Here is a 22,712-nt window from a genome sequence, read left to right as displayed (position 1 = left end):
CCCCCATGCTCACCGTCAACGGACTCGACGAGATCAAGGCCCTGGCGGGCAAGGACCTCGGACACGGCGACTGGCTGGAGATCACCCAGGAGCGGGTGGACACCTTCGCCGACGCCACCGACGACCACCAGTGGATCCACGTGGACGCCGAGAAGGCCGCGAACGGCCCCTTCGGCGGCACCATCGCCCACGGCTACCTGACCCTCTCGCTGGTCATCCCCCTGTTCGGCGCCCTGCTCGACATCCAGGGCACCGCGATGAGCATCAACTACGGGCTGGAGAAGGTCCGCTTCCCCAGCCCGGTGCGGGTCGGGTCCCGGATCCGGCTCGCCGCCAAGGTCGCCTCCGTCGAGGACGTGCCCGGCAACGGGGTGCAGATGGTGTGCGACTTCACCGTCGAGATCGAGGGCTCCGCCAAACCCGCCTGCGTCGCCCGCACCGTCTACCGCCACTACGCCTGACCGGCGCGGCAGGCGCGGCACGTCCGCGCCGGACCGCCGGACCGGGCGCGAGCCGGATTGCTCCCCTCGTCGTCTCCGCCCGGCCGGGACGGCGGCCGCGGGGCGTCACGGGTTCTTCAGCAGCGCCTTGGCGGTGTCGGCGTCGGTGATGAGGATGTTGATCCAGCCGCCGCGGGCCGCCCCCCGGATGGCGGCGACCTTGGACTCGCCTCCGGCGACGCCGATCCGGCGGTCCACCGCGCGGAGCTGGTCGGGCTCGATGCCGATGATGCGGTCGTCGAAGTCGGCGTTGACGGGACGGCCCTCGGCGTCGAAGTAGCGGGTGCAGACGTCCCCGACGGCGCCGAGCTCCTCGAGCTGGCGCTTGTCCTGCGGAGTTATCGCGTTGCCCGACCGGCGCAGCAGCGGGGACGGCTCCAGGGTGCCGATGCCGACGAGGGCGAGGGTGAGCCGCGCCCACGACTGCATGACCTCGGCGACGTCCGGTTCCTTCGACAGCAGGTCGCGCAGCTCGCGGCTGTGCACGAGCGCGGCGCAGGGCGCGAAGACCGGCCGGGCCCCGGTGAGCTCGGCGAGCCGGCTGGTCAGCCGGGTGGCGTGCAGCTGCACCTCGGGGCTGCCCGATCCGCCGACGATCTGGACGACCTCGTGGGCGACGGAGTTGGTCTTGGCGGGCATGACGTTGACCGCCTCCAGGAGGGTGGCGCTCCAGGAGGAGATCCCGATGACGTCGCCGCCCTTGAGGGTGGCGTCGAGATAGGTGGCGGTGGCGGCCGCGAGCGCGGGGATGACGTCGGTCCCGGCGCCGCCGGCGTCGGCGACGACCGCGTCGCGCAGCCCGTACTCCTTGATGAGGGCGTCCTCGAGCTCGGCGTGCACGCCCTCGGGCGACACCACGACCGTGCGGACGACGGCCCGGTCGGCGGCCTCCTTGAGCAGGCGGGACACCCGCGCCTGCGACATGTTGAGCCGCTCGGCGATCTCGGGTTGCCGGAGCCCGCGTTCGTGGTACATGCGCGCCACCTTGACCAGCAGCCGAAGGTGGTCGGGGCTGGGCGTCGATGCGGTCACCACGGGTTGGCAGCTCCTCACGCGGGCGCCGGGGGGCGCCCAATCGGCATGGTAGACACTGGGGCGGCCGGGGGCGAGGGCCCGGCGGGAAGGCCCGCCCCCGGCCGGTTCCGCGTCAGAGTCTGGCGAACAGGCCGAACTGGTCGGCGTTGGACTTGTCGACGAGCTCGCAGTCGATCGACTGCTTCTCCGGCTGCCCGGTCGAGCCGGTCTTGATGTACTTGTCGGCCTGCTCGACGGCCCGCTGGGCGCCGAGCGCGGCGGGCTGCAGCGCGGTGGCGTACATGGCCCCCGCCTTGATCTGCGCGATGGCGTCGGGGCTGCCGTCGAACCCGACCACGACCACGTCGGTCTTCTTGGCGGCCTTCAGCGCGGCGACCGCGCCCACGGCCATGGTGTCGTTGCCGGCGATCACGCCCTGGATGTCGGGGTTGCGCTGCAGGATGGTCTCCATCTTGGAGAAGGCCTCCTGCTGGTCCCAGTTGGCGGTCTGCTGGGCGACGCGCTTGAGGTCGGGGTACTGGGAGATGACGTCGTTGAAGCCCTTGGAGCGGACGCCGGCGTTGGTGTCGGACTCCTTGCCGGTCAGCTCGACGTAGTTCCCCTTGCCCTTCATCGCCTTGACGAACGCCTGGGCGGCGAGCTGGGCGCCCTGGGCGTTGTTGGAGACGATCTGGGCCTTGGCGACGCCGGTCTTGTTGATCTCCCGGTCGATCAGGAAGACCGGGACTCCCGCGTCGGTGGCCTTCTGCACCGGGCCGATCGAGGCGTCGGCGCCGGCGTTGTCGAGGATGATCGCGGCGGCCTTGCGGGAGATGGCGGCGTCGATCAGCTCGCTCTGCTTGTTCGGGTCGTCGTCGTGCGAGGCGACCGAGGTCTGGTAGCCGAGGCTCTCCGCCTTCTTCTTCGCCGCCTCGGCCTCGGCCTTGAAGAAGGGGTTGTCGTGCGACGGCGTGATGATCGCGATGAGGTTGCTCTTGGCCTTGCCGCCGGACGCCTTGGCCGATCCGGAGTCGTCGGACGACCCGCAGGCGGTCAGGCTCAGGGCGCCCGCGGCGAGGACCGCGGCGGCCCGGATCACCAGGCGACGGTTGGGGTGGGACATTGTGTCTCCTAATCACATGGCCGCTAGGCCGTTGGGGTGGGATTCCCGCACGGAGCGGGTGAAGCGGGGCTCAGGTGGTCTTCGCCGGGGCGTCGGCGGGATCGTCCGCCTCGCGCGGCCCGCCCGCCTCGGCGGGCTCCTCCGCCGCGGCGCCGGCGGCGCCGTCCGTCGTGGCGACGGCGACGGCCGAGACGGTGGCGCGGCGGCGCTGGAAGCGCTGCTGGCTCTGGTCGAGGATGACCGCGACGACGATCACGGTGCCCTTGATGAAGATCTGCCAGAAGGTGGAGACGCCGAGGATGACCAGGCCGTCGGCGAGGAACCCGATGACGAACGCGCCGACGAGGGTGCCGCGGACGTTGCCGCGGCCGCCGGACAGGGCGGCGCCGCCGATGACGACGGCCGCGATGGCGTTGAGCTCGTAGCTGTCCCCGGCCTGCGGGGCGGCGGAGGTCAGCTCGGAGGCGATGATGACGCCGGCCATGGCGGCGCAGGCGCCGGAGACCATGTAGACGACGGTCTTGACCCTGCGGACGGGCACGCCGGTCAGCTCGGTGGCCCGCTCGTTGCCTCCGGTGGCGTACAGCCAGCGGCCGAACGGGGTGGACCGCAGCAGGAGCGCGACGGCGGCCGCCAGGATGATCATGATCCAGATGGCCACCGGCAGCCCGAGGGGGCGTCCGCTGCCGATCCAGCCGAAGCCGGTGTTGCCGGTGGCGGGGTCCCCGGCCAGGTCGGGGTAGGTGGCGCCGTTGGAGATGAGCAGGGCGGCGCCGCGGGCGACGTACAGCATGCCGAGCGTCGCGATGAACGGCGCCACGTTGAACCGGGTCACCAGGATGCCGTTGACGGTGCCGACGAGCGTGCCGACGGCGATGCACAGCACCACCACGGCCCACACCGGCGGGTAGGCGATGACGCCGAACGACCCCAGGTGCACGCCCTGCAGCAGTTCGCCGGCCACGACGCCCGACAGGCCGACGATCGAGCCGACGGACAGGTCGATGCCGCCCTTGAGGATGACCAGCAGCATGCCCAGCGCCAGCACGGCGTTGATGGCGACGTGCTTGGTCATCGTGATGAGGTTGTCGACGGTGAGGAAGGAGTCGGACAGCAGGCTGAACACGACGATCAGCACGCCGAGCGCGATGAACGCCCGGAGTTCGAAGATCGCGTTCAGCGTTTTGAGCCGGCGGGCCTCGGCGGCGGCCTGGCGGTGCCGCCGGGCGGCGGTCGCGTGGTCGTGGGTCAGGGTGTCGGTCATGTCACGCCCCCTGCTGGAGGTCGGCGCCGTCGGCCAGGCTCATCAGCCGGTCACGGGTGATCTCGCCCGCGCGCAGGTCGGCGACCAGGCGGCCGCGGACCAGGACGAGCAGGCGGTCGGGGATGTTCAGCGCCTCTTCGGTCTCGGATGTGGTGAACAGGACGGCCAGGCCGCGTTCGGCCTGGCGGGCCATCAGCTCGAAGACGTCGGCCTTGGCGGCCACGTCCACGCCGCGGGACGGTTCGTCTAGCAGCAGCACGCGGGGGTCGGTCATCAGGGCCCGGCCGATGACGACCTTCTGCTGGTTGCCGCCGCTGAGCGAGCCGATCGGCGCGTCCGGCCCGGCGGCCTTGACGGTGACATCGCCGATCATCGAGGTGACGGCGGCGCGTTCGGCGCCGCGGTTCACCAGCAGCCCGCGCAGGAACCTGGTGAGCGCCGCCAGGGACAGGTTCTGGCCGACGCTCATCGTCTGGACGAGGCCGTCGCGCTGGCGGTCCTCGGGGACCAGCACCAGCCCCGCGCCGATGCGCTGCCGGATCGACCCGGTGACCGGCTCGCCGTGCAGGCGCACCTGCCCGGCGACGGCCGCAAGCCGCCCGGCCAGGCATTCCAGCAGCTCGGTGCGGCCGCTGCCCATCAGCCCGTAGATGCCGACGGTCTCCCCCGCGCGGATGGTGAACGACACGTCGTCGACGGCGAGCCGGTCGGGGTTGGCGGGGTCGGCCACCGACAGGCCGTCGACCTCCAGGGCGACCGGGCCCGGGTGCGGGTCCCGCTCGGGGAACAGGTCGTCCTGTTCGCGCCCGACCATGGTGCGCACGACCCACGCCAGGTCCACGTCGGCGGCGGCCGCGGTGGCGACCATGGCGCCGTCGCGCAGGACCGCGACGTCGTCGGCGATGTCGAGCGCCTCCTCCAGATGGTGGGAGATGTAGATGATCGCCACGCCTTCGGCGGTCAGCTCGCGGATGACCTGGAAGAGCACCTCGACCTCGGGGGCGCTGAGCGCCGAGGTCGGCTCGTCCATGATCAGGATGCGGGCGTCCTGGAGCAGCGCGCGGGCGATCTCGACCAGCTGCTGCTGCCCCAGCCGCAGGTCGCCGACCGGCAGGCCGGGGTCGAGCGTGCCGTCCAGGCGGCGCAGCACGGCGGCCGCCAGCGACCGCTCGGCGGACCCGTCGAGCAGGACGCCCCCGCGGGTGCGCTCCCGGCCCAGGAACAGGTTGTCCTGGATGTTCAGGTTCGGGCAGAGGCTCAGTTCCTGGTGGATGATCGAGACGCCCAGGTCGGCCGCCTCCCGGGCGCTGCCGAAGACGACCGGCCGGCCGTCGAGTTCGACCCGCCCGGTGGTGGGCTGCTCGACCCCGCTGAGGATCTTCATCAGGGTCGACTTGCCGGCGCCGTTCTCCCCGAACAGCACGGTGACGCGTCCGGGGGCGATGTCCAGGGAGACGCCCTTGAGCGCCTGGGTTCCGCCGTAGACCTTGGTGACGTCGACGGCGCGCAGCACGGGCGGGGCCGGTGCGGTGGCGGCGGCCGCGGGCCGTTCGGGCGCGGTGGTCATGACGCCGCCTTGATGGAGACCGGGGTGATGGTGAGGACGTCCGGGGTGAGCGGGGTCATCGCGCCCACCACGGTGACCTTCTTGTCCTTGAGGGCGTCGACGTCGAGCGAGGCCAGCACCTTGGCCTTGACCTGGTTGTTGAGGGCGGTGCCGGCGTCGGCGTACTCCACCTGGTTGGTGAACTGGCCGAACTTGATGAACCCGACGGCGTCGCGCAGGGCGGTGCCGTTGACGGCCGGGCCGATCTGGACCGAGACCCGGGCGTCGTCCAGGTCGGGCACATCGACCCGCAGAAGTCCGCCCTCGGCCTCCTTGGCGGTTCCGGTGAGGGACACGGCGTAGCTGTAGGGGCCGGTGCCCTCCCGGTTGCCGTACTTGCGGCCCGCCGCCTCGGAGTCGGCGGCGATGGCCTTGTGCAGGGTGACGATGTCGACGGCCTTCTGCTGGATCGCGGGCACGACCTTGGACTCGTAGTTCTCCGCGCCGAACTTGGCCGCGTCGAACTTCTGGGCCTGACCCGCGGGCTGGGCGTCGTCCGAACGGTATGTCGTGTCCGCCAGGATCGCACCGATCAGGACGACCAGCGCGACCAGGCAGACGCGGCCGAGCGTGAGCCGGCCGAGGCGGCGCGCGGCGCTCCCGCCGGGCCGCCGTACTTGTCCAACTGTTGTCATGACGTTCTCTCCGGTGGGCGTGCGCCGAGTTCTCGGGCGGCCTCAAGACGCCGCCGCCACAGGGCCACGGCGCGGCCGCGTTGCTCCTCGCTCCACGAGGGGGTGAAGACCTCCAGGTCTGTGTCGGCGCGGCGCTCCAGGTCCGGCATGGTCCACCAGTTCAGGACCAGCCCGGCCAGGTCGGCCGCGCCGCCCGCGGACAATTGGTGGTGGCGGCTGCGGGCGACCTCGACGCCGCCGAGGTCGGCCTGCAGCCGCATGAGGGCGGTGCTGCGGGTCAGGCCGCCGTCGGCGACGACGCGGCGCACCCTGGGCATCGCGGCGAGCACGTCGTCGACCTGGTGGGCGACCGATTCCAGCGCGGCGCGGGCGAGCTGCGCGCGGCCGGTGCCGAAGTCGAATCCGGCCAGCACCGGCACGGCCTGGGGGTCCCACCAGGGCGCGCCGAGCCCGCCGAACGCGGGGACGAGCGTGACGCCGCCCGCGTCGGCCTCCGCCGCCAGCTCCACGACCCGGTCGGCGGGGACGTCGAGCAGTTCGGCCAGCCAGGTCAGGGTGCGTCCGCTGGAGCGGATGTTGGCCTCGTGCGCGAACGTCACCTCCTTGACCGACCAGGCGATGGTGTCGCACACCGCCCCGTCCGTCCCGGGCGCGTCGGCGGCGGTCATGACCGACGAGCCGGTGCCGTAGGTGACCTTGACGACGCCGCGCCGCCAGCCCGCGTGCGCGAACAGCGCGGCGTGGGAGTCGCCCAGCACGGCCAGCACCGGCACGCCCGCGGGCAGCGGGGGCAGGTCGCGGACCGCCCCGAACGGCCCGGTGGAGGAGACGACGTCCGGCAGCGCCGCCCGCGGCACGTCGAACAGCTCCAGCAGCTCGGCGTCCCAGTCCCCGCCGCGCAGGTCCAGCAGCTGGGTGCGGGAGGCGTTGCCGATCTCGGTGACGAAGTCGCCGGTCAGCGAGGTCAGCAGCCACGCGTCCACGGTGCCGAGCCGCAGCTCGCCCTGCCTGGAACGGTCCCGTCCGGGGTCGTGCTCGTCCAGCAGCGCCGCCATCTTCAGCGCCGAGAACATCGGGTCGAGGGGCAGCCCGGTCCGCCGCCGGACCAGGTCGGCGTGCCCGGCGCGGGCCAGTTCGGCCGCCCGGGGGGCGCCCCGCTGGTCCTGCCAGCTGACCAGCGGGGCGACCGGCCGTCCGGTCGCGGCCTCCCACAGCACCACCGACTCGCGCTGCGTGCTCAGCCCGATCCCGGCGACCGACGCCGGATCGACCCCGTCCGTGCAGGCGGCGACGGCGGCGCGGACACTGGCCAGCACTTCCGCGGCGTCCTGCTCCACCAGCCCCGGGCCCGGATGGCTCACCGACACCGGGGCGCTCGCCCGGGCGGCGATGTCCCCGGCGGAGTCCACCAGCAGCGCCTTGGTGGAGCTGGTGCCCTGGTCGATCGCCAGCACGAACGGTCCCATCAGGCCCGTCCCAGCGCCTCGCGCGCGGCCGCGGCGATCCCGGTCGCGTTGAGACCGAAGTGGTCGAGCAGGAACGCGGTGCTGCCCGTCGGCGCGAACGCGGGGACCCCCAGCATGCGCACCGGCACGGGGCGGTGCTCGGCGACGACCTTGGCGACCGCGGCGCCCAGCCCGCCGGAGACCAGGCCCTCCTCCGCCGTGACGATCGTGCCGGTCTCCTCGGCGGCGGCCACCACCTCGGCGACGTCCAGCGGCTCGACGAACGTCATGTTCACCACGCGGGCGGCCACCCCGTCGGCGGCCAGCAGCTCGGCGGCCTGAAGGACGCGGGAGACCATCGTGCCGATCGCGATCAGGGTGACGTCGCCGCCGTCGCGGAGCCGGACGGCCCGGCCCTCGCGGAACGGCGCGTCGGCCGGCGTCACCTCGGGCACCTTGAACCGCGGGATGCGGATGTAGGAGGGGCGTCCGCACTCGGCGGCCCAGCGGACGGCGTCGCGGGTCTGCCGGGGGTCGGCGGGCACGACGATCCGCAGGCCCGGGACGGCCCGCATCCACGAGATGTCCTCGATGGAGTGGTGGGTCGGGCCGAGTTCGCCGTACGCCATGCCCGGGCTCTGCCCGCACAGGACGACGTGCCGCTCGCTGTAGGCGACGTCGGCCTTGATCTGCTCCAGTGCGCGGCCGGTGAGGAACGGCGCGGCGGCCGACGCGAACGGGATGAAGCCGGCGTTGGCCAGCCCCGCCGCCACGCCCACCATGTCCTGTTCGGCGATGCCGACGTTGATGAGCCGGTCGGGGAACTCCTCCCGGAACTTCACCAGGTTGCTGGACCCGACCGAGTCGTTGCACACCGCCACCACGCGCTCGTCGGCCCGGGCCAGGGCCGCCAGCTCGTCGGCGAAGTCGGCGCGGCAGTCGAACGTCGGGGCCTGCTCGGCGACGGCGGTCATCCGGCCAGCTCCACCAGGGCGAGCCGGACCTGCTCGTCGGTGGGCACCTTGTGGTGCCACTCGACCCGGTCTTCCATGAACGACACTCCCTTGCCCTTGATCGTGTTGGCCACGACGGCGACCGGGCGGCCCGTCGTCGACGGTTCCAGGGCCTGCTTGATCGCCGCGTGGTCGTGGCCGTCGATGACCCGCGTCTCCCAGCCGAAGCTCGCCCACTTGGCGTCCAGCGGCTCCAGCGCCTTGGTGTCCTCGGTGCGGGCGCCCTGCTGCAGCCGGTTGCGGTCGACCACGGCCGTGAGGTTGCCCAGTCCGTGGTGGGCGGCGGTCATCGCCGCCTCCCAGTTGCTGCCCTCCTGCAGCTCGCCGTCGCCGAGCACGACGATCGTGCGCCAGTCCTCCCCGCGCAGCTTGGCGCCCAGCGCGCAGCCGGTGGCGACGGGGAACCCGTGGCCGAGGGGACCGGTGTTGGTCTCCACCCCGGGCACCTTCACCCGGTTGGGGTGGCCGTTCAGCGGTGACAGCGGCGCCATGAAGTCGGTGAGCCGCTCGCGGGGGAAGAAACCGCAGGACGCGAGCGTCGCGTACAGGGCCGCGGCGCAGTGTCCCTTGCTCAGCACGAAGCGGTCGCGCTGCGGGTCGGACGGGTCGCGCGGGTCGAGCCGCAGGGTGCCCCACATCGCGGTCACCAGCAGGTCGGTGACCGACAGGTCGCCGCCGACGTGCCCCATCCGCGCCGCCTGGATGGTGGTGAGGACGTCCCGGCGGATGCCGGTGGCGATCTCGGCCAGTTCCGGCGCGGCCTGCTCGGGGGTGGCCGCCCGAAGCCGCGCGCTCTTGTCGAGGTAGGCGGCGGCCACCGCCTCGTCCACCCGCAGCGGGGTCTGCACTGCCGTCACTGCGCCTCGCTTTCGGCGAGCGCCCGGAACAGGGCGCGCTTGGCGATGCGCTGGGCGGCCAGGGCGTCCTGCGCCGCCTGCGCCTCGGCGAGCTCCTTGCGGTCGAGGTAGCCGAGCGCCCGGTGGAACGCCTTCATGGTGCGGATTCCGGTGCGCGCCGCCTCGACGGGGTTCTCCCGGAAGGGGAACTGGTCGAGCTGCCACACCCCGTCCCAGCCCGCGTCGTGGAGCGCGAAGAAGAACTCGAACGTCTCCAGCAGGTGCACCGAGCCGACGACCATGTCGTCGTCCCAGCCGCGGAAGTTGTCGTTGACGTCGATCGCGAACAGCCTGCCGCGCGCGATCGCCATCCGCGCCGCCTCCGCCGGCGTCTCCCCGCCGTACAGCGAGTGGCCGAAGTCCAGCAGCACGCCCACGTTGTCGACGCCCATGTCCTGGATCGCCAGCAGCGTGCGCGCGACCGAGGAGAACACCATGCGGTTGCGCGGCTCACGCGGCTTGTACTCGATCGCGAACTTCAGGTCGGGGAACGCCTGGGCGAGCTCCCGGACGGCGTCGACCGACTTGTCCCACAGGTCGGTGTAGTCGGCCTGGAAGGGGTAGTCGTAGCCGTCCTGGCCGGGCCAGAGCTTGATGTAGTCGACGCCCAGCTCGCGTCCGACCTCGGCCGAGGCGGCGACCAGGTCGATGGCCGCGCGCCGCACCTCGGGGTCGGGGTTGGTGAAACCGCCCTTGGCGAACTTGCCGGTGTAGAACTCCGGCGTGACCGCGATGGCGCGCAGGTTCCGCGCCGCGAGCGCGTCCTTCACCTCGGCGGTGCTGATGCCGCCGGGCGGGAAGGGCCAGTTGAGGTCGACGACCGACAGGTCCTCGACCTGCCCGGCCAGCTCGATGGCGTCCAGCACCGTGCGCGGTTCGCCGTAGCCGTCGGTGGCGTACCGGTCGACGTAGGTGGCGAAGTGCCAGATGCCCGCCCCGAAGACGGGCCCGTCAGCGCCGTGAATTTTTATGCGCTCTCGATCAGACATGCATGCACGCTAAGGGGAGGACCGAATCGGCGTCAAGGTTCTCTTTTGGACTGTCTACGATCGAGCCCGGCCCGGCGGGCCGACCTGGGGCGACAGGCCCCCGGCCCGCCCGGCCGGGCCGGGCGGCGGTTCAGCCTCGGACGGTCAGCACCACGCGCTGGTACGCGGTGAGGCCCTGCGATCCGTCTTCGGTGCCCTGGAGGATCAGGTGGATGGTCTGGCCGGGCTCGGCGTCACTGGGTACCCGGAACCGTACCTGCACCGCGTTGCCGCCGAGCGCCTTCTGGGCGATGGACAGGTCGCCCTGGTAGGTGTCCGCGTCGGCGTACCGCCACCACCGGCCGGTCGCCCTGTCGCGGTCGGGGTCGGTCACCCGGCCGGTGAGCGTCACCGTCTGGCCCCGGCGGACACTACGGTCCAGCTGCCCGCTCACCTGGACGGCGGGCTGGTGGTTGGCGGCGGAGTAGCGCGGGGTGACCGTCCACTGCAGTCGGGCGGCGAAGTCGCGCTGGGCGGCGCCGAACCAGCGGGACGAGGCGTAGTCGGCCGACGGCTGCCCGCTGGGGTCGACGTCGGTCCCGTTCCGGCCGCCCCAGCCGCCGTAGCTCGCGTCGACGTTCCCGCGCAGGCCGTTGTCGATGAGGTTCATGAAGATCGAGGTGTCTCCTTCGGAGATCCACGATCCCTTCTCCTGCGGCGGGGTCCACACGATGTAGCCCATGGCCCTGAGCTGCTCGGCCGTCAGCCCTGAATGGCCGAAGTAGTCGAAGATGTCGCCGGGGACCATCTGCTTTCCGTCGCCCCAGACCCGGTAGAACGCACCGAGCGGGCCGACGCCCGACACATTGGCCTTCGTCCATTCGGCGGACAGGTACACGGCGTCCTCGGGGAGCACGGCGTTACGCGCCCCGTACCCCCAGATGGTGGTGGCCATCTCGCGGAACTCGACGTCCGGCCAGTTCGGCTTGATGTAGTCGGCGTAGGTGTCGTCCTGGTCGCCGAACGACTGGATGACGGCCTTCCGGGACACCTTCCGGTAGATGGCGGGCCACTGCGGCGTGCCCTCGTACTGATCCTTGATGGACTTGAGCGCCCGGGCGATCGTGCTCTGGCCCGCGCCGGTGAGCAGGTAGACCGGGCCGGGCCGGTCGTCCAGCAGCGCCTTCTTGATCAGGTCGGATCCGGGCGAGTCCTTGGAGATGTCCCCGTCGAACTCGATGTTGCCGTTGAGGATCCGCGACCTCAGCTCCTGCGGCCGCGGATATCCCTGGGCGTGCACCCGCAGGTTCGGATACACCTTCTCGTAGATATCGACGGCCTCGTGGATGAAGCGTTCTCCGGGCTTCCAGCGCCAGGACTCACACGGGCAGAGGTTCAGCCCGAACCGGGTGTACTCCCGTCCCGGCACATACCATTTCGTGCCCTTTCCGTCACCGGCCCAGTGCACGCCGCTGCTGGCGTACAGCAGCCCTTCGGTCTCGAACTGGTTGCTGTAGAGCAGGTAGCGGATGAGCGTGTTCTGGTCGTCCAGTTCGGGGTCGTGCATCAGGATGACGCGCGGCTTGCGCTGCCCGTCCGACCGGACGCCCGGGGAGTGCCCGGCCGCGCCGGCCGTCTCCCCCGCCGCCGCCGGAGAGGCGGCCAGCAGGCCGCCGGCGACGGCTGCGACCAGGGCCGACGCCGCCGCCTTGACCAGCGGCGCGCCCGGCGATGCCACGGCTTTCCTCATACGTCATACATCCCTTCTCGATGCGCCGAATCGGCACAACGAACATCATCCGCAGACGTTGCGGATGTTTCCGCCGACCATCCGGAGGCCGGCAGGGACAAATTTCGACACGAAGGCAGAAGGAATGGGGGTGGGTTTTCCGCGGCGCCCGCAACCGGGTCGGCAACGAAATCCGCCGCGCGGTGATGACTATATATTCAAAGCCGATCGTTAATTCGGGGAGAGAGTAACGCATCACATGTATGCTGTCAATGGTCGCGACGGAGCCCTACTGCCCGACGGGATGGCCCTCTTGACGAGAACGACTTCCCCGCCCGTCCCCGCACCGATTCGTAAGGCGCACCGCGCTCTGGTCGGCGCCGAGCGCGGCCCGGGGTGACGGATTCCTCACGCGTCGCCCGCACGGAGGGGGTGGACCCGTCCCCTCATCAGGGCCGATCGTGGGTGACATGAGCGATCACCGCATGACCCCTGTCGCCCCGTCGCTCGGTGCCGGGGTGCCGACGTCGGGCGCCGCCACGGGTCCGCAGGCGGCCATGAGCGGCGCGGCCTGGGCCGAGGAGGCCGGCGAGGTCCGCCGCTTCTGGGACCGGCTCGGTCTTCCCGGCCTGGTCGACGTCCACACCCACTTCATGCCCGAGCGCGTCCTGCACAAGGTGTGGGACTACTTCGACGGGCACGGGCCGCTGATCGGCGGGCTCGAATGGCCGATCACCTACCGGAAACAGGAGGCGGAACGGACTGCCATCCTCCGGGAGTTCGGCGTCCGGGCCTTCACCGCGATGCTCTACCCGCACAAGCCCGGCATGGCCCGGTGGCTGAACGGCTGGGCGGCCGACTTCGCCCGCCGCACCCCCGACTGCCTGCACACCGCCACCCTCTACCCCGAGCCGGACGTCGCGGCCTACGTCCGCGAGGCCGTCGAAGCGGGCGCGCGCGTGTTCAAGGCGCATGTGCAGGTGGGGGCGTACGACCCGGCCGACGAGCTGCTCCAGCAGGCATGGGGGGTGCTGGCCGAGGCCGGGATCCCCGTGGTGATCCACTGCGGCTCCGGGCCCGCGCCCGGCAAGCACACCGGTCCCGAGCCGATCGCCCGGGTGCTGGCGCGGCATCCCCGGCTGCGGCTGATCATCGCGCATATGGGGATGCCCGAGTACGAGGAGTTCCTCGGCCTCGCCGAGCGGTACGGGCAGGTGCGGCTGGACACGACGATGGCGTTCACCGGTTTCACCGAGCGGTTCATGCCGTTCCCCCGCCGGGCACTGCCCCGGCTCGCCGCGCTCGGCGACCGCATCCTGCTCGGCTCAGACTTCCCCAACATCCCCTATTCCTATGTGCACCAGCTGCAGGCGTTGGAGGCGCTGGGGCTGGGACGGGAGTGGCTGCGGGCGGTGTGCCACGACAACGCGGCGAAACTGTTCGGCCTGGCCTCCGAGGAGGCGCAGGGCGGCACCGGACGGTAGCGCAAGGCCGCAGCACCCAACCGCCGCTCGCGAATCCCCGTCGAACCTGCGGCCGCGACGTCCCCTCGACTCGCGCCGCCCGATCTTGGAGGCGAACAAGTGCGCCGGTTCGGCTCTCTCAGAGAGAGGACCAAGATCCGCACATGAGGAGGAACGATGGACGGTAAGAGGGGCGAGGAGGAGCGGCCGCCGTGCCCGCACTGCGGCGGTCGCCTCGCGCCGATCATGTACGGCCTCCCCGTCTTCTCCGAGGAGCTCGATCGGGCCCTCGACGCCGGTGAGGTCATGTTGGGCGGGTGCGAGCTCGACTCCTACCGATGGGGCTGCCCCCAGTGCGGCGAGCGCTACATCGACGCCCCCGAGGAGGATCGGCCGACCGGATCTCCGGCCGACCGATAGCCGCCGCGGCCGACCGCGGAAGGGCGGTTCACCGCCGACGGCGCCGGACGGCGGACGAACCCGACCGCTGCGGGCCTTCGTCACTCGGAGCGCGGCGGACGCGAACACCTCTCCACTCGCACGTTCGGATCCACTCGCCCGTTCGGGCGGGCGAGCGTCCATGAGCAGGGCGGCTTCGGCCGGCGGCGGCGGCGCAAGGGACCTTCGTCCTTGATCTTCGGGCTTATCTCTCCTAGGGAAGGGGCGGACGGACCGCCTCCGCCCGCCCCACCGAGGGACATGCTGGTGTCTGCTCGGCGGGGGCGGCTATCCGTGCCCGCCTGGACGAGATGATCAGCGATCAGCCCGGATGGGGCGAGGCGATGGTGCTGAGAAATGGGTGAGCAGCGGCGTGCGCGCGGCCGCCGTGCGGCGGCCGGACCGGTACGGGAATGGCCCGCGGGTTCTCCGGCGGTGATGCTGGCGATGGCCACCGCGGGGTTCGCGTTGAACTTCTGGGCGTGGGCATTGCTGAGCCCGCTGGCGCCCCGTCTGAAGGAGGCGCTGGAACTGACGGCGTTCCAGCAGGCGCTGCTGGTGGCGGTGCCGGTGCTGGTCGGGTCGCTCGGGCGGATCCCGGTGGGGGCGCTGACCGACCGGTTCGGCGGGCGGGTGATGTTCCCGCTGGTGTCGGCCGCCACGATCGTCCCGGTGCTGTACCTGGGGTGGGCCGGAGAGTCGTCGCTGACGGCGCTGCTGGTCGGCGGGTTCTTTCTGGGCATCGGCGGCACGGCCTTCGCCGTCGGGGTGCCGTTCGTCAACGCCTGGTACCCGCCGGAGCGCAGGGGCCTGGCGATCGGGGTGTTCGGCATGGGCATGGGCGGCACCGCCATCAGCGCCCTGACCACGGTCAAGCTGGTGGACGCCGGCGGCATGAGCACGCCGTACCTGGTGACCGCCGCGCTGCTGGCGGTGTACGCCGTGGCGGCGCTGGTGGTGCTGCGGGAGGCCCCCGAGCGCACGGTTCCCGCGGAGACGCTGGGGCGGCGGCTGGCGGCGACCGCGCGGCTGCGGGTCACCTGGCAGGCCTCGGCCCTGTACGCGGTGGCGTTCGGCGGCTATGTGGCGTTCTCCGTGTATCTGCCGACCTACCTGCGGACCGGCTACGGGCTGGAGCAGGCGGACGCGGCGAACCGCATGGCCGGGTTCGTCGTCCTGGCCGTCGCGATGCGGCCCGTCGGGGGCTGGTTGTCCGACCGGCTGGGAGCGGCGCGCGTGCTGGCCGCGGCGCTGGCCGTGGTGGCGGCGGGCGCGGCCGTGCAGGCGTTCACCCCGCCGCTGGCGCCGGTGGGGACGATCGCGTGCCTGTCCATGGCGGCGGCGCTGGGCGCGGGAAGCGGCGCCACGTTCGCGCTGGTGGCGCTGCTGGCGCCGGCGAGCCGGGTCGGCGCGGTCACCGGCGTCGTCGGGGCCGCCGGCGGCGTGGGCGGTTTCGTGCCCCCGCTGGTCATGGGGGCGATCTACGGAAGCAGCGGCTCATACGCGCTGGGCCTGGCGCTGCTGTCGGTGGTCGCCGCCGCGTCCGCGGCCTTCACGATCGTCGCCGTCCAGCGGACGGTGCGCGGACGCGGCGTCGGCGGACGTGTGGCGCGGACCGCTTGAGGTACTGACCGATATGACATCGATGCCGAAGGACGCGACGTTGGGTGAGAACGGGAAGCGGCCACCGGGCCGGGCGGGTCTGGACAGTCCGGTGATGGACGCGCTGGTGGGGACGCGGCGGTTCTTCACCCGCGCGCAGGTGTCGGACGACCTGCGGACGCTGCACCGGGTCGGCGGGCGGCAGGCCGACGAGTTCTACCGCGACCGGTGGGCGCACGACAAGGTGGTGCGGTCCACGCACGGGGTGAACTGCACGGGTTCGTGTTCGTGGAAGGTGTACGTCAAGGACGGCATCATCACCTGGGAGACGCAGCAGACCGACTACCCGTCGGTGGGGCCGGACCGGCCGGACTACGAGCCGAGGGGCTGCCCGCGGGGCGCGTCGTTCTCCTGGTACACCTACTCGCCGACGCGGGTGCGGTACCCGTACGTGCGCGGGGTGCTGCTGGAGATGTACCGGGAGGCCCGGGCCCGCACCGGGGATCCGGTGGCGGCGTGGGCGGAGATCGTGTCGGATCCCGAGCGGGCGCGGCGGTACAAGTCGGCGCGCGGCCGGGGCGGCCTGGTCCGGGCGAGCTGGGACGAGGCGGTCGAGATGATCGCCGCCGCGCACGTGCACACGGTGAAGACGTACGGGCCGGACCGGGTGGCGGGCTTCTCCCCGATCCCGGCGATGTCGATGGTGTCGCACGCCTCGGGTTCCCGGTTCGTGTCGCTGCTGGGCGGGACGATGCTGTCGTTCTACGACTGGTACGCCGACCTGCCGGTGGCGTCCCCGCAGGTGTTCGGCGACCAGACCGACGTGCCGGAGTCCGGGGACTGGTGGGACGCCGGGTATCTGATCATGTGGGGGTCGAACCTGCCGGTGACGCGGACCCCGGACGCGCACTGGATGGCCGAGGCCCGCTACCGGGGGCAGAAGGTGGTGGCGGTCTCCCCCGACTACGCCGACAACGTCAAGTTCGCCGACGAGTGGCTGGCCACCCGGCCGGGCACGGACGGGGCGCTGGCGCTGGCGATGGGGCACGTGATCCTCAAGGAGTTCTTCGTCGACCGCCGGGTGGAGTACTTCACCGGTTACGCCAAGCGGTACACCGACCTGCCGTTCCTGGTGCGGCTGGAGCCGAACGCCACCGGCGACGCGTTCGTTCCGGGCAAGTTCCTCACCGCCGCCGACCTGCCGGGTGCGCAGGCGCGCAGCGAGAACGCCGCGTTCAAGACCGTCCTGCTGGACGGCGTCACCGGCCGTCCGCTGGTGCCGGGCGGGTCGCTGGGCTTCCGGTTCGGGGAGCAGGGCGCGGGCCGCTGGAACCTGGACCTGGGGGACGCCGACCCGCTGCTGTCGCTGGAGGAGGATCCGGAGGCCGAGCCGCCGGTGGCGGTGGAGCTGCCGCGTTTCGACACCGCGGACGGGACGCCGGGCGTGCTGCGCCGGGGCGTGCCGGTGCGGCGGGTCGGCGGCCATCTGGTCACCACCGTGTTCGACCTGCTGCTCGCCCAGTACGGGGTGCGGCGCGAGGGGCTGCCGGGGACGTGGCCGTCAGGGTACGACGACGCGTCGGAGCCGTGCACGCCCGCCTGGCAGGAGGAGATCACGGGGGTTCCGGCGGCGGCCGCGGCGCGGATCGGCCGGGAGTTCGCCGCCAACGCCGAGCAGACCGGCGGCCGCTCGATGATCATCATGGGGGCGGGGACGAACCACTGGTTCCACTCCGACACCATCTACCGGGCGTTCCTGGCGCTGACCACGCTGACCGGCTGCCAGGGCGTCAACGGGGGCGGCTGGGCGCACTACGTGGGCCAGGAGAAGTGCCGCCCGTTCACCGGCTGGGCGCAGCTGGCGTTCGGGCTGGACTGGTCGCGGCCGCCCCGGCAGATGATCGGCACGGCGTTCTGGTACCTGCACACCGACCAGTTCCGCTACGACCGCTTCGGCGCCGACACCCTCGCCTCCGCGCGGGCGGGCGGGCTGCTGGCCGGCAGGACCACCGCGGACGTCATCGCGCAGGCGGCCCGGCTGGGCTGGATGCCGTCGTATCCGACGTTCGACCGCAACCCCCTGGACCTGGCCGACGAGGCCGAGGCGGCGGGGATGCCGGTCGGCGAGTACGTGGTGTCCCAGCTGAAGGAGGGGCGGCTGCGGTTCGCGTGCGAGGACCCCGACGCGCCGGAGAACCACCCCCGGATCCTGACGGTGTGGCGGGCGAACCTGCTGGGGTCGTCGGCGAAGGGCAACGAGTACTTCCTCAAGTACCTGCTGGGCGCCGACTCGCAGCTGCGCGCGGAGGAGGCGCCGCCGGGGGCGCGGCCGAAGGACGTCGTGTGGCGCGAGGAGGCCCCCACCGGCAAGCTCGACCTGCTGCTGTCGCTGGACTTCCGGATGACCAGCACGACCGTCTACTCCGACATCGTGCTTCCGGCGGCGACCTGGTACGAGAAGCACGACCTGAACACCACGGACATGCACCCGTTCGTGCACTCGTTCAACCCGGCGATCGCCCCGCCCTGGCAGACCCGCACCGACTGGGACGCCTTCCAGACGATCGCCGCCGCGTTCAGCCGCCTGGCCGCGGTGCACCTGGGCGTCCGCAAGGACGTGGTGGCGGCGCCGCTGATGCACGACACCCCCGACGAGATGGCCACTCCGCACGGGCGCGTCCGCGACTGGAAGGCCGGGGAGTGCGAGCCGGTGCCGGGCGTGACGATGCCGAAGCTGGTGGTCGTGGAACGCGACTACGGGGCGATCGCCGACCGGATGCGCGCGCTCGGCCCGCTGGCCGAGTCGCTCGGCGCCACCGTCAAGGGCGTCACGTTCGACCTGGCCGCCCAGGTCGACTACCTGCGGCACCGCAACGGCACGATCCGCGGCGGCCCGGCCGACGGACGCCCGTCGCTGGTGCGCGACGTGCACGCCTGCGAGACGATCCTGGCGCTGTCGGGCACCACCAACGGGCAGCTGGCCGTCCAGGGGTTCCACACTCTGGAGAAGCACACCGGGACGGCCCTGGCCGACCTGGCCGCCGAGAACGAGGGCAAGCAGATCACCTTCGCCGACACGCAGTCCCGGCCGGTCCCGGTGATCACCTCGCCGGAGTGGTCGGGTTCGGAGAGCGGGGGGCGCCGCTACTCGCCGTTCACCATCAACGTCGAGCGGCTCAAGCCGTGGCACACCCTCACCGGGCGCCAGCACTTCTACCTCGACCACGACTGGATGGCCGAGCTCGGCGAGCAGCTGCCCGTCTACCGCCCGCCGCTGAACATGCACGCCCTGTTCGACGAGCCGCGGGTGGGCGAGCAGGGCGCGCTGGGCCTGACGGTGCGGTATCTGACGCCGCACAACAAGTGGTCCATCCACTCCGAGTACCAGGACAACCTGTTCATGCTGTCGCTGTCGCGCGGCGGCCCCACCATCTGGATCAGCGACCGGGACGCCGCCAAGATCGGCGTGGCCGACAACGACTGGGTCGAGGCGGTCAACCGCAACGGCGTGGTCGTCGCCCGAGCGATCGTCTCGCACCGCATGCCGGAGGGCACCGTTTACATGCACCACGCCCAGGACCGGCTGATCGACGTGCCGCGCAGCGAGACGACCGGGCGGCGCGGCGGCATCCACAACTCGCTGACCCGGCTGCTGATCAAACCGAGCCATCTGATCGGCGGTTACGCCCAGCTGTCGTTCGCCTTCAACTACCTGGGCCCCACCGGCAACCAGCGCGACGAGATCACCGTGATCCGCCGCCGCTCCCAGGAGGTGACGTACTGATGCGCGTGATGGCCCAGATGGCCATGGTTATGAACCTGGACAAGTGCATCGGCTGCCACACCTGCTCGGTGACCTGCAAGCAGGCGTGGACGAACCGCAGCGGCGTCGAGTACGTGTGGTTCAACAACGTCGAGACCCGTCCCGGGCAGGGGTACCCGCGCCGCTACGAGGACCAGGACAAGTGGCGCGGCGGCTGGACGCTGAACCGGCGGGGCCGGCTGGAGCTCAAGGCCGGCGGGCGGCTGCGCAAACTGATGACGATCTTCGCCAATCCGAAGCTGCCGTCCATCGACGACTACTACGAGCCCTGGACCTACGACTACGACACCCTCACCAACGCGCCGCTGCAGGAGCACACCCCGGTCGCGCGGCCCAAGTCCCTGATCTCCGGCGAGGACATGAAGATCTCCTGGTCGGCGAACTGGGACGACGACCTCGGCGGCTCCCCCGGCCTGGCCGACCGGGACGTGGTGCTCGGCCAGGTGTCGGAGAAGGTGAAGCTGGAGTTCGAGAAGACCTTCATGTTCTACCTGCCGCGCATCTGCGAGCACTGCCTCAATCCGTCGTGCGCGGCGTCCTGCCCGTCCGGCGCGATCTACAAGCGCGCCGAGGACGGCATCGTGCTGGTCGACCAGGACCGCTGCCGTGGCTGGCGGATGTGCGTCACCGGCTGCCCGTACAAGAAGGTGTACTTCAACCACCGCACCGGCAAGGCCGAGAAGTGCACCTTCTGCTTCCCGCGCGTGGAGGTCGGCATCCCCACCGTCTGCTCGGAGACGTGCGTGGGGCGGCTGCGCTACATCGGCCTGATGCTGTACGACGCCGACAAGGTGCTCGAGGCCGCGTCCACGCCCGACGAGAAGGGGCTGTACGAGGCGCAGCGGCAGGTGTTCCTGGACCCGCACGATCCGGAGGTCGTCGCGGCCGCCGGACGGGCGGGCATCCCCCGCGACTGGATCGAGGCGGCCCAGCGCTCCCCCGTCCACGCGCTGATCAACACCTACCGGGTGGCGCTGCCGCTGCATCCGGAGTACCGGACGATGCCGATGGTCTGGTACATCCCGCCGCTGTCGCCCGTGGTGGACGTCGTCCGCGACACCGGCCACGACGCGGAGGACTCCGGCAACCTGTTCGCCGCCATCGAGGCCCTGCGCATCCCGGTCGACTACCTCGCCCAGCTGTTCACCGCGGGCGACCCCGCGCCCGTGGAGGCCGTCTTGCGCCGCCTGGCGGCGATGCGCTCCTACATGCGCGACATCAACCTGGGCCGCGAACCCGACGAGGGCATCCCCGCCAAGGTGGACATGACCGGCGAGCAGATGTACGACATGTACCGGCTGCTGGCCCTGGCCAAGTACGACGAGCGGTACGTCATCCCGCCCGCGCACACCGAGCAGGCGCACCGGCTGGAGGAGATCGCCACCGAGTGCAGCCTGAACTACGAGGGCGGCCCCGGCATGGGCGGCTGGGGCCCGTTCGGCGAGACCTCCGGCGGCGCCGCGCCCATCGCGGTGGAGAACTTCCACATGCTCCGGCAGCGGCAGACGGCCGACAGCCCCGTCGACCCGGCCGACAAGCACGCCCGCGTCAACCTTCTCAACTGGGACGGCAAGGGCAGGCCCGCCGGGCTCTTCCCGCCCCGGCGCGAGGCGTCCGGCACCGCCGCCCCGGATGCGGAGGAGTCCGCCGACGGGACGGCGACGACGGTCTCCGAGGAGCCCAAGCGATGACCACGAGGACCCCCGCGCTGGACGACACGCGGTTGGCGACGGCCTGGCAGACGGCCTCGCTGCTGCTCGACTACCCCGACGAGGACCTGCTCGGCCGCCGTTCCCTGCTCCGCCGGGCCGCCGCCGCGCTGCCCGCGGAACTGGCCGAGCCGCTGGGGCGCTTCCTCGACCACGTCGACGCGACGCCCTTGCAGCAGCTGGCCGCCGACTACGTCGAGACGTTCGACCACCGCAAACGCTGCTGCCTGTACCTGTCGTACTACACCTGCGGCGACACCCGTAAACGCGGCATGGCCCTCCTGCGGTTCAAGCAGGCCTACCGGAGCGCGGGGCTCGTCCTCGGCGACGGCGAACTGCCCGACCACCTGGCCGTCGTGCTGGAGTTCGCCGCCGCCGACCCCGCCGCCGGCGCCCGCCTGCTCAACGAGCACCGCGCCGGCCTGGAGCTGCTGCGGCTGGCGTTGCAGGAGTCCCACTCGCCGTGGGCGGCGGTGCTCGACGCGGTCTCGGCCACGCTCCCCCGACTGGACGGCGGCGTCCGCGACGCCGTCCTGCGGCTGGCCGAGGAAGGGCCGCCGGAAGAGGAGGTCGGTCTCGCCCCCTACGGCCCCGCTTCCGGCGGCCCGGTCCTCCTCCCGGATCCGCGGCCGCGCCCACCGTCCCCACCTCATGTGCAAGGAGCCCACCGATGACCGGCGGCACGGTCCTGTCCACCGTCGCACCTTCCGCGGACACGTCGGCGGGGGTCGTCGACGTCCTGCTGTGGGTGGTACTGCCGTACGTCACCGTGGCGGTGTTCGTGCTGGGCCACATCTGGCGGTACCGCTACGACAAGTTCGGCTGGACGACCCGCTCGTCCCAGCTGTACGAGAGCCGCCTGCTGCGCATCGGCAGCCCGCTGTTCCATTTCGGCATCCTGCTGGTGCTGATGGGCCATGTCGGGGGGCTCGTCATCCCCGACAGGTGGACCGAGGCGATCGGGATCAGCGAGCACGCCTACCACGTGACGGCCGTGTCCCTGGGCACCGTCGCGGGGTTCTGCACGCTGGCGGGGCTGGCGATCCTGATCTACCGGCGCCGGACCGTCGGCCCGGTCTTCTCCGCCACCACCCGCAACGACAAGCTGATGTACGCGGTGCTCACCCTGGTGATCGTGCTGGGGCTGTCCGCGACCGTCGCCGCCAACCTCGTGGGCGGCGGCTACAACTACCGCGAGACGGTCTCCCCCTGGTTCCGGTCGGTGTTCTACCTGCAGCCCGACCCGCACCTGATGGCGGACGTCCCGATCCTGTTCAAGCTGCACGCCCTCAGCGCGCTGCTGCTGTTCTGCATCTGGCCGTTCACCCGCCTGGTGCACATGCTGACCGCGCCCGTCGGCTACCTCACCCGGCCCTACATCGTTTACCGCAGCCGCGACGAGCTGCTCAGCACCCGCGCTCCGCGCCGCGGCTGGGAGCACCGCCCCGGGTGAGCGCACCGGCAACGCCGTCGACCGCGACCAG

Annotated in this window: 18 protein-coding genes; 8 read left to right on the top strand and 10 right to left on the bottom strand. The window is 71.9% G+C overall.

Annotated elements, in window-relative coordinates; all coding sequences use genetic code 11:
* Positions 1-5 precede the first annotated feature (5 nt).
* Complete coding sequence (locus QSK22_RS08950) at positions 6-461, top strand: MaoC family dehydratase (RefSeq protein WP_285493547.1); 456 nt, start codon at positions 6-8, stop codon at positions 459-461.
* 105 nt (positions 462-566) lie between these two features.
* Here the strand turns inward: QSK22_RS08950 and QSK22_RS08945 are convergent, their stop codons facing one another.
* The 10 genes from QSK22_RS08945 to QSK22_RS08900 all read right to left on the bottom strand — a co-directional run bounded on the left by QSK22_RS08945 (position 567) and on the right by QSK22_RS08900 (position 12,202).
* Positions 567-1,532 (bottom strand): sugar-binding transcriptional regulator, encoded by a 966-nt coding sequence (locus tag QSK22_RS08945; protein ID WP_285493546.1) that lies wholly within the window; start codon positions 1,530-1,532, stop codon positions 567-569.
* Positions 1,533-1,647: 115 nt separating this feature from the next.
* Complete coding sequence (locus QSK22_RS08940; protein WP_285493545.1) at positions 1,648-2,637, bottom strand: D-ribose ABC transporter substrate-binding protein; 990 nt, start codon at positions 2,635-2,637, stop codon at positions 1,648-1,650.
* 70 nt (positions 2,638-2,707) lie between these two features.
* Positions 2,708-3,901, bottom strand: a complete 1,194-nt coding sequence (locus QSK22_RS08935) for an ABC transporter permease (protein ID WP_285493544.1) — start codon at positions 3,899-3,901, stop codon at positions 2,708-2,710.
* A 1-nt stretch (position 3,902) separates the two neighbouring features.
* Positions 3,903-5,468, bottom strand: coding sequence for a sugar ABC transporter ATP-binding protein (locus tag QSK22_RS08930; RefSeq protein WP_285493543.1), 1,566 nt, complete (start codon positions 5,466-5,468; stop codon positions 3,903-3,905).
* Complete coding sequence (locus tag QSK22_RS08925) at positions 5,465-6,142, bottom strand: DUF2291 family protein (protein ID WP_285493542.1); 678 nt, start codon at positions 6,140-6,142, stop codon at positions 5,465-5,467. The genes QSK22_RS08930 and QSK22_RS08925 overlap by 4 nt, the downstream gene beginning before the upstream one ends.
* The gene (locus QSK22_RS08920) at positions 6,139-7,608 is read right to left on the bottom strand and encodes an FGGY-family carbohydrate kinase (RefSeq protein WP_285493541.1); all 1,470 of its coding nucleotides are present in this window, start codon (positions 7,606-7,608) and stop codon (positions 6,139-6,141) included. Before QSK22_RS08920 ends, QSK22_RS08925 begins: the two co-directional genes overlap by 4 nt.
* Entirely contained in the window at positions 7,608-8,561 is a 954-nt protein-coding gene (locus QSK22_RS08915) for a transketolase family protein (RefSeq protein ID WP_285493540.1), read from the bottom strand. The genes QSK22_RS08920 and QSK22_RS08915 overlap by 1 nt, the downstream gene beginning before the upstream one ends.
* Complete coding sequence (locus QSK22_RS08910; protein WP_285493539.1) at positions 8,558-9,457, bottom strand: transketolase; 900 nt, start codon at positions 9,455-9,457, stop codon at positions 8,558-8,560. Before QSK22_RS08910 ends, QSK22_RS08915 begins: the two co-directional genes overlap by 4 nt.
* A complete protein-coding gene (locus QSK22_RS08905) occupies positions 9,454-10,485 on the bottom strand; it encodes a sugar phosphate isomerase/epimerase family protein (RefSeq protein WP_285493538.1) in 1,032 nt (343 codons plus the stop codon). Before QSK22_RS08905 ends, QSK22_RS08910 begins: the two co-directional genes overlap by 4 nt.
* A gap of 130 nt (positions 10,486-10,615) precedes the next feature.
* A complete protein-coding gene (locus tag QSK22_RS08900; protein ID WP_285493537.1) occupies positions 10,616-12,202 on the bottom strand; it encodes a DUF1593 domain-containing protein in 1,587 nt (528 codons plus the stop codon).
* Between the two features lie 548 nt (positions 12,203-12,750).
* Here QSK22_RS08900 and QSK22_RS08895 point away from each other — a divergent pair.
* The 7 genes from QSK22_RS08895 (at position 12,751) to narI (ending at position 22,681) form a co-directional block, all read left to right on the top strand.
* Positions 12,751-13,677, top strand: a complete 927-nt coding sequence (locus tag QSK22_RS08895; RefSeq protein ID WP_285493720.1) for an amidohydrolase family protein — start codon at positions 12,751-12,753, stop codon at positions 13,675-13,677.
* 156 nt (positions 13,678-13,833) lie between these two features.
* A complete protein-coding gene (locus QSK22_RS08890; protein WP_285493536.1) occupies positions 13,834-14,076 on the top strand; it encodes a hypothetical protein in 243 nt (80 codons plus the stop codon).
* A 375-nt stretch (positions 14,077-14,451) separates the two neighbouring features.
* Entirely contained in the window at positions 14,452-15,717 is a 1,266-nt protein-coding gene (locus QSK22_RS08885) for an MFS transporter (RefSeq protein WP_285493535.1), read from the top strand.
* 94 nt (positions 15,718-15,811) lie between these two features.
* Positions 15,812-19,480, top strand: a complete 3,669-nt coding sequence (locus QSK22_RS08880) for a nitrate reductase subunit alpha (protein ID WP_285493534.1) — start codon at positions 15,812-15,814, stop codon at positions 19,478-19,480.
* Complete coding sequence (gene narH / locus QSK22_RS08875) at positions 19,480-21,210, top strand: nitrate reductase subunit beta (protein ID WP_285493533.1); 1,731 nt, start codon at positions 19,480-19,482, stop codon at positions 21,208-21,210. Before QSK22_RS08880 ends, narH begins: the two co-directional genes overlap by 1 nt.
* On the top strand, positions 21,207-21,902 hold the full coding sequence (narJ, locus tag QSK22_RS08870; RefSeq protein WP_285493532.1) for a nitrate reductase molybdenum cofactor assembly chaperone: 696 nt from the start codon (positions 21,207-21,209) through the stop codon (positions 21,900-21,902). Before narH ends, narJ begins: the two co-directional genes overlap by 4 nt.
* Positions 21,899-22,681 carry a respiratory nitrate reductase subunit gamma gene (narI, locus tag QSK22_RS08865; RefSeq protein WP_285493531.1) on the top strand — a complete coding sequence of 261 codons (783 nt, stop codon included), beginning with the start codon at positions 21,899-21,901 and terminating at the stop codon, positions 22,679-22,681. The genes narJ and narI overlap by 4 nt, the downstream gene beginning before the upstream one ends.
* Positions 22,682-22,712: the final 31 nt, after the last annotated feature.

Origin of the sequence: Actinomadura sp. NBRC 104425 (genome assembly GCF_030269545.1) — a bacterium.
Lineage (GTDB): Bacteria > Actinomycetota > Actinomycetes > Streptosporangiales > Streptosporangiaceae > Spirillospora > Spirillospora keratinilytica.
The sequence above is the reverse complement of the archived record's forward strand: the minus strand, read 5'-3'. Positions and strand labels throughout refer to the sequence as shown.